Source organism: Nocardioides sp. NPDC004968, assembly GCF_040608935.1.
Taxonomy (GTDB): Bacteria; Actinomycetota; Actinomycetes; order Propionibacteriales; family Nocardioidaceae; genus Nocardioides.
Map to the genome: position 1 here is coordinate 1 of NZ_JBEXJF010000039.1, position 13,560 is coordinate 13,560.

Annotated in this window: 14 protein-coding genes; 4 read left to right on the forward strand and 10 right to left on the reverse strand. The window is 69.4% G+C overall.

The features are described 5' to 3' along the window. Positions 1 to 102 precede the first annotated feature (102 nt). On the reverse strand, positions 103 to 1,059 hold the full coding sequence (locus ABZU72_RS24250) for a neutral zinc metallopeptidase (RefSeq protein WP_355021345.1): 957 nt from the start codon (positions 1,057 to 1,059) through the stop codon (positions 103 to 105). 63 nt (positions 1,060 to 1,122) lie between these two features. Between ABZU72_RS24250 and ABZU72_RS24255 the strand changes: the two genes are divergently transcribed. Then, positions 1,123 to 2,721, forward strand: coding sequence for an ABC-F family ATP-binding cassette domain-containing protein (locus tag ABZU72_RS24255; RefSeq protein ID WP_355021346.1), 1,599 nt, complete (start codon positions 1,123 to 1,125; stop codon positions 2,719 to 2,721). A 3-nt stretch (positions 2,722 to 2,724) separates the two neighbouring features. On the opposite strand, the gene ABZU72_RS24260 is transcribed toward ABZU72_RS24255, so the two are convergent. Genes ABZU72_RS24260 through ABZU72_RS24280 form a run of 5 tightly spaced genes read right to left on the reverse strand, consistent with a single transcriptional unit; the run spans position 2,725 to position 6,850 of the window. After that, the gene (locus ABZU72_RS24260) at positions 2,725 to 3,957 is read right to left on the reverse strand and encodes a cytochrome P450 (RefSeq protein ID WP_160022659.1); all 1,233 of its coding nucleotides are present in this window, start codon (positions 3,955 to 3,957) and stop codon (positions 2,725 to 2,727) included. A 33-nt stretch (positions 3,958 to 3,990) separates the two neighbouring features. After that, positions 3,991 to 4,578: an ATP/GTP-binding protein gene (locus tag ABZU72_RS24265; protein WP_355021347.1), complete on the reverse strand. Its 588-nt coding sequence runs from the start codon at positions 4,576 to 4,578 to the stop codon at positions 3,991 to 3,993. Then, positions 4,559 to 4,918, reverse strand: a complete 360-nt coding sequence (locus ABZU72_RS24270; RefSeq protein WP_355021348.1) for a DUF742 domain-containing protein — start codon at positions 4,916 to 4,918, stop codon at positions 4,559 to 4,561. The genes ABZU72_RS24265 and ABZU72_RS24270 overlap by 20 nt, the downstream gene beginning before the upstream one ends. Positions 4,919 to 4,932: 14 nt before the next feature. Further along, entirely contained in the window at positions 4,933 to 5,319 is a 387-nt protein-coding gene (locus ABZU72_RS24275) for a roadblock/LC7 domain-containing protein (protein WP_160022665.1), read from the reverse strand. Further along, on the reverse strand, positions 5,309 to 6,850 hold the full coding sequence (locus tag ABZU72_RS24280) for an ATP-binding protein (protein WP_355021349.1): 1,542 nt from the start codon (positions 6,848 to 6,850) through the stop codon (positions 5,309 to 5,311). Before ABZU72_RS24280 ends, ABZU72_RS24275 begins: the two co-directional genes overlap by 11 nt. 230 nt (positions 6,851 to 7,080) lie before the next feature. Between ABZU72_RS24280 and ABZU72_RS24285 the strand changes: the two genes are divergently transcribed. Beyond that, positions 7,081 to 8,964, forward strand: a complete 1,884-nt coding sequence (locus ABZU72_RS24285) for an ABC transporter ATP-binding protein (protein ID WP_355021350.1) — start codon at positions 7,081 to 7,083, stop codon at positions 8,962 to 8,964. Between the two features lie 169 nt (positions 8,965 to 9,133). Here ABZU72_RS24285 and ABZU72_RS24290 read toward each other — a convergent pair whose 3' ends face one another. Continuing rightward, positions 9,134 to 10,021: an SURF1 family protein gene (locus tag ABZU72_RS24290; protein ID WP_355021351.1), complete on the reverse strand. Its 888-nt coding sequence runs from the start codon at positions 10,019 to 10,021 to the stop codon at positions 9,134 to 9,136. Between the two features lie 66 nt (positions 10,022 to 10,087). On the opposite strand from ABZU72_RS24290, the gene moaA reads away from it, so the two are divergent. Beyond that, positions 10,088 to 11,107 carry a GTP 3',8-cyclase MoaA gene (gene moaA, locus ABZU72_RS24295; protein WP_355021352.1) on the forward strand — a complete coding sequence of 340 codons (1,020 nt, stop codon included), beginning with the start codon at positions 10,088 to 10,090 and terminating at the stop codon, positions 11,105 to 11,107. Between the two features lie 102 nt (positions 11,108 to 11,209). Here the strand turns inward: moaA and ABZU72_RS24300 are convergent, their stop codons facing one another. From ABZU72_RS24300 to ABZU72_RS24310, 3 genes are read right to left on the reverse strand one after another with little or no spacing between them, the layout of a single operon-like run. Further along, entirely contained in the window at positions 11,210 to 12,148 is a 939-nt protein-coding gene (locus ABZU72_RS24300) for a nucleoside hydrolase (protein WP_355021353.1), read from the reverse strand. A gap of 24 nt (positions 12,149 to 12,172) precedes the next feature. Beyond that, positions 12,173 to 12,367: an acetone carboxylase gene (locus tag ABZU72_RS24305; protein WP_355021354.1), complete on the reverse strand. Its 195-nt coding sequence runs from the start codon at positions 12,365 to 12,367 to the stop codon at positions 12,173 to 12,175. Further along, positions 12,367 to 12,690: a DUF3099 domain-containing protein gene (locus tag ABZU72_RS24310; protein WP_355021355.1), complete on the reverse strand. Its 324-nt coding sequence runs from the start codon at positions 12,688 to 12,690 to the stop codon at positions 12,367 to 12,369. Before ABZU72_RS24310 ends, ABZU72_RS24305 begins: the two co-directional genes overlap by 1 nt. A 140-nt stretch (positions 12,691 to 12,830) precedes the next feature. Between ABZU72_RS24310 and fabG the strand changes: the two genes are divergently transcribed. Further along, positions 12,831 to 13,559: a 3-oxoacyl-ACP reductase FabG gene (fabG, locus tag ABZU72_RS24315; protein WP_355021356.1), complete on the forward strand. Its 729-nt coding sequence runs from the start codon at positions 12,831 to 12,833 to the stop codon at positions 13,557 to 13,559. Position 13,560 lies beyond the last annotated feature (1 nt).

Sequence of the window (13,560 nt, forward strand, 5' to 3'; positions counted from 1 at the left end):
GGCATGGGCCGCGAGGGCGGCCGCCAGGCAATCCACGATTATCTCAACGTCAAGCTGACGCATTTCATGGCGATGTGAGCTGGCCTCGACCGGGACACGAGCCTACGGATTGTCGAGATCCCGCGCCCTGAACGTGTCACAGCCGGCGATCGAGTCGGGGGTGGTCAGGCCCTTCCTGAACCAGGCGATCCGCTGCTCGGAGGAGCCGTGGGTGAACGACGAGGTGTCGACGCGGCCGGTGGTGCGGGACTGGATGTGGTCGTCGCCGACGGTCTTGGCGGCATCGATGCCCTCGGTGATGTCCTGGTCGGTGATGTCGTCGACGAACCCGTCGTCCTCGGCGGCGGCGGTCCACATGCCGGCGTAGCAGTCGGCCTGCAGCTCGAGGCGTACGGCGTCGGAGTCGGGGCCCTGCTGGGTGCGGACCTGGCCCATGGTGCCGAGCAGGTTCTGGATGTGGTGGCCGTACTCGTGGGCGAGCACGTAGGCGCGTACGAAGGTTGTGTCCTGGCCGCCGAGCTGCTCGAAGATGGAGTCGAAGAAGGTCGGGTCGAGGTAGATCGTCTGGTCTGCCGGGCAGTAGAACGGGCCGACGGAGCTCGACGCCGAGCCGCAGCCGCCGGTCTGGACCTGGTCGGAGAAGATCACGACCGCCTGCTCGGGCTGGAACCGGCCGGAGAGGTCGCGCTGGGAGTCCCAGTAGCCGGTCATCGAGTTCTCGAGGGCGACGAAGGCGCAGTTCTCGTCGTTGTTGGCGTCCTCGCCGGTCTGGCACGACCCGAAGTCGCCGGTCTCGCCGCCGTCGGCCGCCTGCATGCCGCCGAAGGTGCCGGTGCCGACGGATGTGGAGCCTCCGCTGTCGCCGAGGACCTGCGGGCCGACGCCGGTGCACTGGGTGATGAGGAAGAAGATCAGCAGCACGATGACGGTGCCGATGCCACCGCTCGCCTTGCCGCCGGGGATCGGGATCCGGCCGCCACCCCCACCACCGAACCCGCCACCGCCACCGCCGCCGGAGGTCCGGCTGGTGTCGAGTCTGGCCTTCGGGTTGAACCGCATCTTGTCCCCCTGGAGGTGGTGATGTGTGGGACCGAGTGCCCCGCCCATACACTAGTGACGGAGATGATCACTGCCCATGACCTAGAAGTCCGCGTCGGCGCCAGACTTTTGATGGAGAACGTCACATTCCGAGTCGGACCCGGCGACAAGGTCGGGCTCGTAGGCCGCAACGGCGCTGGGAAGACGACCCTGACGAAGGTGCTCGCCGGCGACCACTTGCCTGCCTCCGGAACGGTGTCCAACACCGGTGAGATCGGCTATCTGCCCCAGGACCCGCGGGTCGGTGATCCCGAGGTGATCGCCAAGGACCGCATCCTCTCCGCAAGAGGTCTCGACGATGCCGTACGCCGCATGCGGATCGCCGAGGAGGAGATGGGATCCGAGGATCCCAACGTCCGCGAGAAGGCGATGAAGCGCTACCAGCGCGCCCATGACGAGCTCGACGCGGGCGGTGGCTACGCGGCCGAGACCGAGGCCCTGCAGATCGCCCAGTCGCTCGGCATCCCCGACCGGATCATGACCCAGCCGCTGAAGACGCTCTCCGGTGGTCAACGACGCCGGGTCGAGCTGGCGCGCATCCTCTTCTCGTCGGCCGAGGTGCTGATCCTCGACGAGCCGACCAACCACCTCGACGCCGACTCGATCATCTGGCTGCGCGACTGGATGAAGTCCTACAAGGGCGGCTTCATCGTGATCTCCCACGACAACGACCTGCTCGCCCAGACGGTCAACAAGGTCTTCCACCTCGACGGCAACCGCGAGGTGATCGACATCTACAACATGCCGTGGAAGCAGTATCTGACCCAGCGTGAGACCGACGAGGCCCGGCGCAAGCGCGAGCTGATGAACGCGCAGAACAAGGCCAAGACGCTCACCGACCAGGCCAACAAGATGCGCGCCAAGGCCACCAAGGCGACCGCCGCGCAGAGCATGCTCAAGCGCGCCGAGAAGATCATGGCGGGCGTCGAGGGGGAGCGGCAGCAGGAGAAGGTCGCCTCGATCAAGTTCCCCTCACCCGCGCCGTCCGGCAAGACCCCGCTCACTGCCAACGACCTCTCGAAGTCCTACGGCGCGCTCGAGGTCTTCACCGCCGTCGACCTGGCCATCGACCGCGGCACCCGCGTGGTCATCCTCGGGCTCAACGGCGCCGGCAAGACGACGATGCTGCGCATCCTGGCCGGCGTCGACCAGCCCGACACGGGGCAGGTCGTGCCCGGTCACGGGCTCAAGGTCGGCTACTACGCCCAGGAGCACGAGACCCTCGACACCAAGCGGTCGGTGCTGCAGAACATGCAGTCATCGGCACCGCAGCTCACCGATACCGAGGCGCGCACCGTGCTGGGTGCCTTCCTCTTCAGCGGCGACGACGTGCACAAGCCGGCCGGGGTGCTCTCCGGCGGTGAGAAGACCCGGTTGGCGCTTGCGTCCCTGGTCGTCTCCGCGGCCAACGTCCTCCTGCTCGACGAGCCCACGAACAACCTCGACCCGGCTTCCCGCGAGGAGGTGCTCAACGCGATCCGCCGCTACGAGGGCGCGATCGTGCTGGTCACCCACGACGAGGGCGCCGTGCACGCGCTGGAGCCCGACAAGGTGCTCATCCTCCCCGACGGTGTCGAGGACCTGTGGAACGAGGAGTACGCCGACCTGGTCTCGCTCGCCTGACCCTCAGGTCAGCGTGCGGACGAACGTCACCGGCATCGAGGTCGGGTAGCGGTAGGAGAGCGAGTCGGTGTTGCGCTCGACCTGGTCGGCCGGCACCGCGAGGGAGACCTCGGGGAGGCGCTCCAGGACGGTGCGTACGGCCGCCTGGACGATGATCGTGCCCGGCCGCTGGGCGGGGCAGGAGTGGGGTCCGGCGCTCCACGACATGTGGGCGCGGTTGCCGATCTCCAGCCACGGGTCACCGCCGGTCATCAGCGGGTCGACGTTGGCGGCCGCGATGCACGGCACCACGGCGTCGCCCTTGCGGATCAGCTGACCGCCGAGCTCGACGTCGCGCAGCGCGAACCGCGGGGTGATGTTGTAGCAGGGTGGGTCGCGCCACATGACCTCCTCGATCGCCTGGTCGACGTCGAGGCGGCCGCCGCGCAGCCGACCGGCGAAACGCTCGTCGGAGAGCATCAGCAGCAGGGTCTGGGTGATGGTCGCGATGGTCAGCTCGTTGCCGGCGATGATCATCACGATCATCGCCTCCATGACCTCGTTGTCGTCCCACAGGCCCGGGTCGTCGATCAGGTGTGAGGTGACGTCGTCCTGGGGCTCCCTGCGGCGCTTGGCGATGTGGTCGACGATCTCCACGGCCAACTCGATGACCCCCTCCTGGGCGAGCTGGCCGCCCCCGAGGACCTTGTGGGCGGCCTTGCGCATCGAGTCGCCGACCTCGTGGCCCATGCCGAACATCGCGGCGACCGACAGCAGCGGGATCAGGACGGCGTAGTCCTGGACCAGATCGGCCTCGCCGCGTTCGAGCATGTCGTCGACGAGGTCGTTGCAGATGCTGCGTACCTTCGCGGCGTAGCCGTGCTCGTCGACCCGCGAGAGCGCCCGGTCGACCGGCGAGCGCAGCCGCCGGCGGAGCTCGCCGTCGTTGTGGAAGGAGTTCTGCCGAGTGGTCACGAAGGGATAGATCGGCATGTCCGGCAGGATCTTGCCCTCCTGCACCGCGCTCCAGTTGTCGCCGTTGCGGGAGAAGACGTCCTCGTTGCGGATGACCTCGCTGAACTCGGCATAGCCCATCGCGAACCAGAGGCGTACGCCGGGGGAGAGCTCGCCGGGGGCGACCGGGCCCCATTCGGCCCGGAGCCGTTGGTGCACCTCTCTCGCCCGAGGCCCGACGGTCTCGGGCGCCTGGACGAGGTCGGTGAGGTCGGCGAGCCGTACGGTGCGGGTGGGAGTCATCGCGAGGAGTGCCTGTCGGTCGTGGATCGGGGGTCAGTGCGTCTTCAGAGCGTGGCGCACGAGCGCGGCGAGCGCTCGGGCGCAGGCGTTGCGGTTCTTGGCGTTGCACACGACGATCGGGGTCTCGTCATCGAGGTCGAGCGCCGTGCGGATCTGGTCGGGCTCGTAGTTCGGCGCGCCGGGGAACTGGTTGATCGCGACCACGAACGGCAGGGACGTACGCGTCTCGAGCTGGTCCAGCACCTCGAAGGAGTCGGCCAGCCGGCGGGTGTCGACCAGGACCAGAGCGCCGGCGGCACCCTCGGCGAGGCCGGACCACAGGTCCCAGAAGCGGCGTTGCCCGGGGGTGCCGAACAGGTAGAGCGCGATCTCGTCGGTCAGGGTGATCCGGCCGAAGTCCATCGCGACCGTGGTCGTCGTCTTCTCCGGGGTCGCCGCGACCTCGTCGATCCCCTCGCTGGCCTGGGTGATCGTCTCCTCGGTGCGCAGCGGCTCGATCTCGCTCACCGAGCCGATCAGCGTGGTCTTGCCGACTCCGAAGGAGCCGACCACCAGGATCTTGACCGACTCGACGACCGTCGGCGCCAGATAGTGGTTGCCGTCAGAGGTGGTTGAGAGCATGCAGGACCTTCTGGAGGGTTTCGCGGGAGGGGCCGGCGGCGGCGTCGCTGTCGGGACGTACGCCGATCAGGCCGGCGTCGATCATGTCCGAGGCGATCACCGCCAAGACGCTGACCGGCTGGCCGAGATGGACGGCCATCTCGGCCATGGAGATCACGCCGAGGCACTGGGAGAGGATCTCGCGCTCCTGACGGCCCACCGACGAGTCCGTGGCCGCCGGGCTGGTGTGGCCGATCAGGAGCGTCGCCGGCGTCAGCCGATGGGTCGGACGGGCACGACCACCCGTCCGGACGTAGGACCGGATCGGGTGGTCGACGTAGTCGTCAGAAGCGTCGGGCATCGGCTCGGATCGGCTCAGATCGAACGTCTCGGGGTGCTCATCGCGCGCTCCCCGAGCATCAGGACGGTCGCCTGCATCTGCTGGGCGACCAGCGCCGGGTCGATGCTCATCTCGGTGACCACCGCGAGGCGGGAGCCGTCGCCGGCGCCACGGATGAACAGGAAGCCGCCGTTGAACTCGACCATCACCTGACGGGGGTGGGCGTCGGCGCCGAACTGGCGGCTGATCCCGTGACCGAGCGAGGTCAGGCCGGCGCACGCCGCGGCCAGCTTGTCGGCCTCCTCACGCGGGGTGTGGCTCGTGCGGACCCGGACGAGCCCGTCGGCGGAGAGGACCACGACATGACGTACGCCGCGTACTCCCGCGACCAGCTCCAGCATCCAGCTGTTCTCATCGGTCATGGTTCCTCCAGTGGTTCTCGGGTGCGGAATCGGTCTCCGCGGCGGTGCTGTCGTCCTTGGGCTCGACGGCCTGGTGCGGGATGGTCGTGCCGGCCGGGGGCGTGGCCGGGGTGCTGAGGAAACTGCTCATCCAGGCGCCCGCCTGTTCGGCTGTCGGCTCGGGGCGCGCCGGGACGGGTTGGCTCGTCGCGAGCTGCTGTCCGGTCGCGAAGCGCTGGCCGCGCTTCGAGCGGCGCTGCGGTAAGCCGTCGGAGGTGAACAGCGACGGCTCGCGCTGCTCGTGGTCCGGCACGGGATCGGGTGCGTTCGGGGTGCTGTGGACGGGCCAGGCGGGCGGCGGGGTCGTTGACGGGGGCGGTGCCTTGGGAGCCTTCGTCAGGAGCGCTGCGGGGATGGGGGTCGATGTCGGCGTACGCGGCGCGACCGGCTCGAGCGCGGCCGGGCTCAGCGGGGTGGTCATCGCCTCGGGGACCAGCACCGCGACCCGCAGGCCGCCGTGGACGGACTCGGTCAGGTCGACGCGGAACCCGTGACGGCGTACGTAGGTGCCGACCACCGCCAGGCCGGTCTGCGGGATCTCGCCGAGGTCGTGGAGGCGAACCTGCCGAGTGCCGGAGGCGATCTCGCGCATCCAGGCCAGGTTGGTCTCGTCCATGCCGACGCCCGCGTCATCGATCTCGAGGGCAGCGCCGCGGCGTACGGAACGGATCGTGACCAGCACCGCCGTCGCCGGCGGCGAGGACTGGGTCGCATTGGCGAGGAGCTCGGCGACGAGGTGGATCAGCGGCTCGACGTACGCACCCTGGACCGCGACCGGCGGGTCGCCCTCCACCCGGACCCGGCGATAGGCCGTGATCCGGCCCGCCGCGCCACGTACGACGTCGGCAATCGCGAGCGGGTCGCGCCAGTGCTGCCCGGGCTGCTCACCGCACAGCGTGGCGATGCTCTGCGCCAGCCGCGCCTGCTGTGCCGCCGCGTGGTCGACCCGCATCCCCGCCTCGAGCACGTCCGGCTCCGCCGGGAACTTGGCCACCATCCGCGTCGACTCCTCCTGGATCCGGTGCGCCGACGCCTGCACCTTGCGAGACAGCGACAGCACCGCCACCCGCATCCCGGCATCCCCACCCCGCCCAGCCGAGACGTCAGGTACGTCGGCCGAGACGTCACCCGCGTCGGTCGAAAGGTCGGGTACGTCGGCCGAGACGTCACTCGCGTCGGCCGAGGTGTCATCCGGTGCCCACTCGGCCGACGCAAGTGACGCTTCGGCCTGCGCGTCCGACTCTTCGACCGACGGGACTGACGCCTCGGCCGGCCGGGGTGACGCCTCGGCAGGGGTGGTGTCGTAGGCCATCGCGGTGAGCCACAGGGTGAGGGCGACGACGGGTACGCCGGCGAGGATCCACGGCCAGAACCACTGGTCACCGGAGGCGGTGACGAAGATGACGGGGGAGAGCGCGACGAAGAGGAGGATCGCGGTACTGCAGAACCATGGACCGGCTCGGTGGAGTCGGGCCGGGAGTGGTCGGGTCATGTCAGGGCACCTGGTGTGGGGGTGAGCAGTCATGGCATGAACCCGCGGGTTCAGGGCGGTCTGGACGAATCCTGATCCAGCCCCCGGAGACCGGCGCACACACGCGCTCCACTTCATACCACCAACAGAGCGCTTGGTCACCTACCCGAGGTGATTTTGACCATATTTCGACGAACCATCCCGAAGCGGCCGAACATCGCCGGGCGAACTAAGGTGACGGGGTGTCACAAATGGGTCCAGGCTTCGGTGCCGGCGGCGGGGCGATGGGCGGCGGCGGAATCATGCGCAACCTGCGTGCCGACCGGACGGTTCTCCAGCGTGGGTTGCCGAAGGGCACGCTGAAGCGCGTCATCTCCTACGCCGGGCCTCACCGCGCCCTGATCAGCGCGTTCCTGGTGTTCACCGTCTTCGACGCCGCGCTCGTGGTGGTGACCCCGCTGCTGACCCAGCGCCTCATCGACGACGGTGTGCTCGAGCAGAACGTCTCGCTCGTGGTCTGGCTCGCCGCGGCGATGGCGTTGGTGGCCGTGGTCGACATGGGCTTCGGGATCGTCTCGGGCTGGCTCTCGACCCGCATCGGCGAGGGACTCATCTTCGATCTGCGCACCCAGGTCTTCGGCCACGTCCAACGTCAGTCGCTGGCCTTCTTCACCCGGGCGCAGACCGGCGCGCTGGTCAGCCGCCTGAACACCGACGTGCTCGGCGCGCAACGAGCCTTCACCTCGACCCTGTCCAACAGCGTCTCCAACCTGATCTCGCTGGTCGTGGTCGGCGCGGCGATGCTGGTGCTGTCGTGGCAGGTGACGCTGATGTGCCTCGCGCTGTTCCCGATCCTGTTCCTGACCTCGCGCTGGGTCGGCCGCCGGCTGGCCGGCCTGACCCGCGAGCAGATGGACGGCAACGCGGCGCTGGCGACGACGATGACCGAGCGGTTCAACGTCGGCGGCGCCCTGCTGCTCAAGCTCTTCGGCCGTCGCGAGGAGGAGGACGCCGCCTTCGCCGAGCGAGCCGATGTCGTACGCCGCCTGGGCATTCGGATCGCGCTGCTGACCCGCCTGTTCGGGGCGACCATGCAGGTGGTCCCGGCGCTGGCGACCGCGCTGGTCTACGGCGTCGGCGGCTGGATGGTGATCCAGGGCGACGTCACGCTCGGCACCCTGACCGCGCTCGGTCTGCTGCTGGTGAGGCTGCTGGGGCCGCTGCAGGCGCTCTCCAACGTACGCATCGACGTGATGACCGCGCTGGTCAGCTTCGACCGCGTCTTCGAGGTCCTCGACCTGCCCTCGCTGATCAAGGAGAAGCCGGACGCGGTCGAGGTGCCGCCGGACGCCGCTTCGGTGCGGTTCCGCCATGTCGCCTTCACCTACCCGCGTGCCGACGAGGTCTCGCTCGCCTCGCTCGAGACGATCGCGCGCCCGGAGAGCCGGGAGGTGCGCGAGGTACTGACCGACATCGACTTCGTGGCCGAACCGGGGCAGATGGTCGCCCTGGTCGGACCCTCCGGTGCCGGGAAGTCGACGATCACCCACCTGATCGCACGGCTCTACGACGTACGCTCCGGGTCGGTCGAGGTCGGCGGCCTCGACGTACGCGAGGTGACCCTGGAGTCGCTCGAGGCCGCGGTCGGCTACGTGACCCAGGACGCCCACATGTTCCACGACACCGTGCGCGGCAACCTGCTCTACGCCCGCCCCGGCGCCTCCGACGGCGACGTCTGGGCCGCCCTGGAGGCAGCCCAGGTCGCCAACGTCATCAAGGGCCTCCCGGACGGCCTCGACACCGTCGTCGGCGACCGCGGCTACCGACTCTCCGGCGGCGAGCGCCAGCGGCTCGCGATCGCCCGGCTGCTGCTGAAGGCGCCCCACATCGTCGTGCTCGACGAGGCCACCGCCCACCTCGACTCCGAGTCCGAGGCCGCGGTTCAGACCGCTCTGGACGCCGCGCTGGAGGGACGTACGTCCATCGTCATCGCCCACCGGCTCTCCACCATCCGCGCCGCCGACCGAATCCTGGTCGTCGAGGACGGACGGGTCGTGGAGTCCGGTACCCACGAGTCGCTGCTCGCCGACGGCGGGCTCTACGCGGAGCTCTACGAGACGCAGTTCCGCCGCTAGGGCCTGTTGGGAACTCGGCGCCGAGCCAGACGTCGTCCAGCGTGCGGCCTGGCAAGGCGCCGCCTCGATGGCATACCGGGCGTCTGTTGAGAGGCGGCAACGCCGCCAGGGCGTGCGCTGGGCGGCGTCTGGCCGGCGCCTTCCGAGTTCTCAAACAGGCCCTGGGCGGTCAGGTCTTTCCGCTGCGTTCCTTCTCGTACGCCGCCTGGTAGGCCGCCTTCACGGCCTGCTTCTGGGCGAGCTTGGCGGCCTTCTTGCGGGCGCGCTCATCGGCCGGCTCGTCGCCGTCGGCGGTGTCATCGTCTTGTGCAGGGTGGTCCTGGCGCTGGGTGCGCCGCTCGTCGTACATCAGGTAGAAGAAGCCGGCGATGGCGAGGACGCCGAAGAACCACCACTGCAGCCCGTAGAAGAAGTGGGGGCCGTTGTCGAGCTCGGGCAGGTCGGCCTGGCGCAGTTGGGTGGCGGGCTCGGGGGACTCGGTGTCGAGGTGGAGCCAGCCGGTCAGGAGCGGCTCGTCGACCACCTGCGCGACCTGGGTCGAGGAGAGCGCGCGAGTGGCGTGGTAACCGTCGACCTGGGCGACGTCGGTGGAGTCGCCGGTGCCGTCGGCGCGGACCCAGCCGGTGATCGTGACCTCACCCGACGGCGGCGCCGGGAGGTCCTCGAACTCGTCCTGCGACTTGGTCTGCAGCCAGCCGCGGTCGACGAGCACCGCGCTCCCGTCGGCGAGCACCAATGGCACGACGATGTCGACACCCTTCGCGTCGTCGGGGGTGCGGTAGCGCCAGATGATCGTGTCGTCGACCGCGTAGGTCCCGGTCGCCGTCACCCGCCGCCACTCGTCCTTCTCGGCGACCTTCTGGCCCGGGGCCAGTACGTCGGAGACGGGCGCGGGCTCGGCGTCCTCGTTGACGCGGACGATCTGGTTGCTGGCCTTGCGGTCCTCGAGACGGTCGAACTGCCACTGGCCCAGCCACCAGGTTCCGTAGGCCAGGATCAGCACGAACACCGTGAAACCGGCCCAGCGTCGGCTGAGCAGGAAACGGAACGAACTCACCGTATGAGACTAACTGGCATGCGGTCCTCACTCACGATCCGGGTCGAGCCTGCCTAGACTGGTGTGATGACGACCTCCCCGACAGATCAGACCCAGCAGAGGCTCGTCGACCGGTTCGGCCGGGTGGCGACGGATCTGCGGGTCTCTCTGACCGACCGCTGCAACCTGCGGTGCACCTACTGCATGCCGGCGGAAGGGCTCGACTGGCTGCCCGGCGACGAGGTGCTCACCGACGACGAGGTGGTGCGGCTGATCGGCGTGGCCACCGGTCAGCTCGGCGTTCGCGAGGTGCGGTTCACCGGTGGTGAGCCGCTGGTGCGGCGCGGGCTGGTCTCGATCGTCGCGCGTACCCGCGAGGTCGCTCCCGAGGCGGAGCTCTCGATCACCACGAACGCGCTAGGGCTGGCCAAGATGGCCGGGTCGCTCGCCGAGGCCGGGCTCGACCGGGTCAACGTGTCGCTGGACTCGATCCGGCCGGAGATCTTCGCTGAGATCACCCGTCGCGACCGGCTGGCCGACGTGGTCGCCGGGCTGGAGGCCGCGGCCGACGCCGGCCTGGGACCGATCAAGATCAACGCGGTCCTGCTGCGGGGAGTCAACGACGACCAGGCGGCCGAGCTGCTCGGCTGGTCGGTCGAGCGTGGCTACGAGCTGCGGTTCATCGAGCAGATGCCTCTCGACGCCCAGCACGGTTGGTCGCGCGACAAGATGGTGACCGCCGACGAGACCCTGGCGGCGCTGTCGGCGGCCTTCGAGCTGACGCCCGCCGAGGAACCCCGCGGCAGCGCCCCCGCCGAGCTCTTCCACGTCGACGGTGGCCCGGCCAAGGTCGGCATCATCGCCTCCGTCACCCGCCCCTTCTGCGGCGACTGCGACCGGGTGCGCCTCACCGCCGACGGACAGGTGCGCGACTGCCTGTTCGCGCGCTCCGAGTCGGACCTGCGTACGCCGCTTCGTGCCGGCGCCTCCGACGCCGACCTCGCCGCCCGGTGGGTCACCGCCATGGCCGGCAAGCGCGCCGGCCACGGCATCGACGACCTCGGCTTCCTCCAGCCCGACCGCCCGATGAGCGCCATCGGCGGCTAGCCACCAGCCGAGACGTCACTCGCGTCGGCCGAGACGTCATTGCGGTGACGCCTCGGCCAGCGGGAGCGACGCCTCGGCCGACGTACCTGACCTCTCGGCAGGTCAGCTGCCGACGCGGTCGACGGCGTCCAAGACGAGATCCCAGTACCCCTCGACGTCGAGGGTGATCGCGACCTGGGCGTTGGGCGGCTCGTCGAGGCGTCCGTGCAGGTCGACGACGGTCGCGCCGCGGGTCCAGCGGCCCGCGGTCTCGGCAGCTACGAACGACTTGTGCCAGGTGATCAGGCCGGGGTCGATGAGGGCCACGATGGTGCAGGGGTCGTGGACCGGGGGAGAAGCGAAGTCGAAGACGTCGGAATAGGTGCCGCCGAAGAAGCCCATCAGGTCGGCGCACGCCCGGCCGACCGGATGATCCATGGCCCGCATCCGCGCGACGACCTCCGGAGTGGCGAGCGCCTGGTGGGACAGGTTGAGCCCGACCATCCGGGTCGGCAGGCCGCTGGTGAGGACGAGGTCGAGCGCCTCGGGGTCGGCGTAGGCGTTGAACTCGGCGGCCGGCGTGGTGTTGCCGCGCTCGGTCGAGCCGCCCATGAAGACGATCTCGGCGATCTTCGGACCGACCTCGGGATGGTCGCGCAGCAGCACCGCGACGTTGGTGATCGGTCCGGTGGCGACGACGGTGACGGGGTCCGGGGCGGCCAGGAGGGACGTACGCAGGAACTCGACCGCCCCGACCGCGGCAGGGGGAGCGAGCGGTTCGGGAAGGTCGGGCCCGTCGATCCCGGTCGCGCCGTGGATGAAGTCGCCGATGTGGGTCTCACCGGCCAGCGGCCCGGCGGCACCGGCGGCGACCGGGACATCGGGCCGGCGGGCCAGCGCCAAGATCCGCTGGGCGTTGTAGGTCGCCTTCTCCACCCGGCAGTTGCCGAACGTGGTGGTGATGCCGAGCAGGTCGATGTGCGGGCTGCCCAGCGCCAGCAGGATCGCGATGGCGTCGTCGTGGCCGGGGTCGCAGTCGAGGAGCACAGGGATCGGGTTCATCGCACGACCTCTCCGGGGGAACAGCTAGTGAGGGACGACGTCCTTGAGGAATCCGCGCGCGCCCAGGAAGTCGCTGAGCGACTCCTTGTGCGTCTCGCACGCGAGCCAGATCTTACGCCGGTCGGCCGTGTGGATCTTGGGATTGTTCCACTGCAGCTCCCACGAACCGGAGTCCTGGCAGCCCTTGGCCGAGCACAGGTCGGAGTCGAGCGCGCCCATCAGTCCTCGTCCTTCTCGCGCAGCTGCTGCTCGCGTCCGCTGGTGAGCTGGCGCGGGCCGTAGGGCGAGTCCATCAGGTTCATCTCGTCGCTCTTGGTGTTGGTCGCGTTGGCCATGACGACCGCGACGTAGGGCAGGATCAGGGCCGCCGCGATCAGGATCGGCCACAGCCAGCCGATACCGGCCAGACCGGCGATCACGGCACCGATGAAGCACAGCGAACGGATCGACATCGAGATGGCGTAGCGCTTCTGGCGGATCGCGATGTCCTCGGCGCGGCTACGGCCGGCTGTGGTGATCCTGATCGGTTGCGCCTTGGACATACCGCCAGTCTAGGTCGTGGCCGATGGCACCCGGTCAATGGTGTGGTCCCAACAGGGGCGCTCCGATGGACTTTGGATGGTTCTCACAAGCAAATCCAAGACATTGGTCGTACGCCGAAGTAATCGCTACCGTCGCGCCTGTGACTGACAGTGAAAACCCCACAACCAAGGCACCGCGCTCGGTGCTGGTGACCGGCGGCAGCCGCGGCATCGGCCGGGCGATCGCCGAGGCCTTCGTCGCCAACGGCGACAACGTTGCCGTGACCTCCCGCAAGGGCGGGGCTCCGGAAGGGGCCCTGGACCTGGTGTGTGACATCACCGACCCGGCCGCCGTCGAGGAGGCGTACGCCGCCGCCGAGGCCGCCCACGGACCCGTCGAGGTCCTCGTCGCCAATGCCGGGATCACGAAGGACACCCTCGTGCTCCGGATGTCGGAGGAAGACTTCACCTCCGTGATCGACACCAACCTGACCGCGTCCTTCCGGCTCGCCAAGCGTGCCTCGAAGGGCATGCTGCGGCTGCGCCGCGGGCGGATCATCTTCATCTCCTCGGTCGTCGGGCTGATGGGCAACCCGGGCCAGGTCAACTACGCGGCGTCGAAGGCCGGGCTGGTCGGCATGGCCCGATCGCTCGCGCGCGAGCTCGGCTCGCGTGGGATCACCGCCAACGTGGTCGCGCCTGGTTTCGTGGAGACCGAGATGACCGCGGTCCTCACCGATGAGCAGCAGAAGGCGATCACGGAACGGGTTCCGCTGGGGCGATATGCGTCACCGGACGAGGTGGCCACGGCCGTTACGTGGTTGGCTGATGCGGGTTATGTGACCGGGGCCGTGATCCCGGTCGACGGCGGACTTGGAATGGGGCACTGAT

Excerpts from the sequence above, each read along its gene's own strand:
- ABZU72_RS24310 (WP_355021355.1), bottom strand. The coding sequence starts at position 12,690 with ATGTCCAAGGCGCAACCGATCAGGATCACCACAGCCGGCCGTAGCCGC.
- ABZU72_RS24305 (WP_355021354.1), bottom strand. The coding sequence starts at position 12,367 with ATGGGCGCGCTCGACTCCGACCTGTGCTCGGCCAAGGGCTGCCAGGAC.
- ABZU72_RS24270 (WP_355021348.1), bottom strand. The coding sequence starts at position 4,918 with ATGCCCGACGCTTCTGACGACTACGTCGACCACCCGATCCGGTCCTAC.
- ABZU72_RS24300 (WP_355021353.1), bottom strand. The coding sequence starts at position 12,148 with ATGAACCCGATCCCTGTGCTCCTCGACTGCGACCCCGGCCACGACGAC.
- ABZU72_RS24260 (WP_160022659.1), bottom strand. The coding sequence starts at position 3,957 with ATGACTCCCACCCGCACCGTACGGCTCGCCGACCTCACCGACCTCGTC.
- moaA (WP_355021352.1), top strand. The coding sequence starts at position 10,088 with ATGACGACCTCCCCGACAGATCAGACCCAGCAGAGGCTCGTCGACCGG.
- ABZU72_RS24265 (WP_355021347.1), bottom strand. The coding sequence starts at position 4,578 with ATGCTCTCAACCACCTCTGACGGCAACCACTATCTGGCGCCGACGGTC.
- ABZU72_RS24250 (WP_355021345.1), bottom strand. The coding sequence starts at position 1,059 with ATGCGGTTCAACCCGAAGGCCAGACTCGACACCAGCCGGACCTCCGGC.
- ABZU72_RS24255 (WP_355021346.1), top strand. The coding sequence starts at position 1,123 with ATGATCACTGCCCATGACCTAGAAGTCCGCGTCGGCGCCAGACTTTTG.
- ABZU72_RS24285 (WP_355021350.1), top strand. The coding sequence starts at position 7,081 with ATGGGTCCAGGCTTCGGTGCCGGCGGCGGGGCGATGGGCGGCGGCGGA.
- ABZU72_RS24280 (WP_355021349.1), bottom strand. The coding sequence starts at position 6,850 with ATGACCCGACCACTCCCGGCCCGACTCCACCGAGCCGGTCCATGGTTC.
- ABZU72_RS24275 (WP_160022665.1), bottom strand. The coding sequence starts at position 5,319 with ATGACCGATGAGAACAGCTGGATGCTGGAGCTGGTCGCGGGAGTACGC.